The sequence below is a fragment of the Nitratidesulfovibrio oxamicus genome (genome assembly GCF_015731765.1).
GTDB lineage: Bacteria > Desulfobacterota > Desulfovibrionia > Desulfovibrionales > Desulfovibrionaceae > Cupidesulfovibrio > Cupidesulfovibrio oxamicus.
In genome coordinates, this window is sequence record NZ_VRYY01000580.1 from 1 (window position 1) to 1,253 (window position 1,253).

At 71.7% G+C, this 1,253-nt stretch carries 2 protein-coding genes; both read right to left on the bottom strand.

Features of this window, described 5'->3' with window-relative positions; translation table 11 throughout:
• The coding region (locus tag FVW20_RS15815; RefSeq protein WP_307831595.1) for a hydantoinase/oxoprolinase N-terminal domain-containing protein at nucleotides 1-517 on the bottom strand (517 nt) is incomplete at its 3' end.
• A gap of 3 nt (nucleotides 518-520) precedes the next feature.
• On the bottom strand, nucleotides 521-1,253 hold a 733-nt coding region (gene pdxA / locus FVW20_RS15820; protein WP_231039168.1), incomplete at its 5' end, for a 4-hydroxythreonine-4-phosphate dehydrogenase PdxA.

Genomic DNA, 1,253 nt, shown 5'->3' on the forward strand with positions numbered 1-1,253 from the left:
TGCCGCCGCTGCGCGCGGGCTCACCACCGCCGCGCGCGCCAAGGGCCTCGCCCATGGCCGTCTCGTGCGCGGGATTGCGGGTTGAGAACTTGCCCACCGCCGCGAACAGGCGCACGCCCGCATCGCAGCAGGCGGTGGACACACGGGCCATCTCCGCCGGGTCGAGCGGGGCAATTTCCTCGCCCCTGTGGTCTATGGACCCGCCCACCGGAAAGTAGAACCGCCCCACGCGGAAGTGTTCCGGGTCGATGCCCGGGCCGGCGGACACCACCACCGCCACGTCCTCGGTCTTGCCTTCCACGATGGCGTTGGTGGACAGCGTGGTGCTGAGGTTCATGCGGCTGATGCGCCCCGGCTCCACCCCCCCATGGGGCTTCAGCAGCCCCTGCATGGCCGCGCGCACCGAGGCCAGCAGGTCGTGATGGTCTGTGGGCACCTTGGCGCTGGCCGCTATGGTGCGACCATCCATGACCACGGCATCGGTATGCGTGCCGCCAACGTCGATTCCCAGGTACATGGCTCAGTCCTTCCCGTCGCAAAGGGTGCAGGCAAGGCGCAGCGCGGCGGCGAAGCTGCCGGTGTCCGCCGCGCCGGTTCCGGCGATGTCGAAGCCCGTGCCGTGGTCCACCGAGGTGCGCACGAAGGGCAGCCCCAGGGTCACGTTCACGGCGTCGGAAAAATGCAGCATCTTCAGGGGGGCCAGCCCCTGGTCGTGGTACATGGCCAGCACGGCGGCGTAGACCCCGCGCGCCGCCTTGACGAACAGCGTGTCGGCGGGCAGCGGCCCGATGACGTCCAGCCCCTCGGCCACGGCATCGGCCACCGCCGGGGCGATGACCTCGATTTCCTCGCTGCCGATGCGGCCCGACTCCCCGGCGTGGGGGTTCAGCCCGCACACCGCCACGGACCCAGCAGCCCCGATGGCCCTCGCGTGGGCCGCCGTCAGGCGCAGGCAGTGCAGCACCCGCTGGCGGGTGACCAGACCGGGCACCTCGCGCAGCGGCGGGTGGGTGGTCACCAGGCTGACGCGCAGCACGTCGCCGCCAAGGTGCATGCACACCTCATCGTCGCCAAGGCCCGCGCGCCGGGCAAGATATTCGGTGTGGCCGGGCACGTCGTACCCGGCGGCATGCAGCATGGCCTTGTGCAGCGGCAGGGTGACCAGTCCGCAGGGGGCGCGCGGCCCGCTCGGAGAGGACGCGCCCGCAGACGCGTGAGCCAGCAGCAGGTCGCAGGCCGTGGCAAGGGCCACC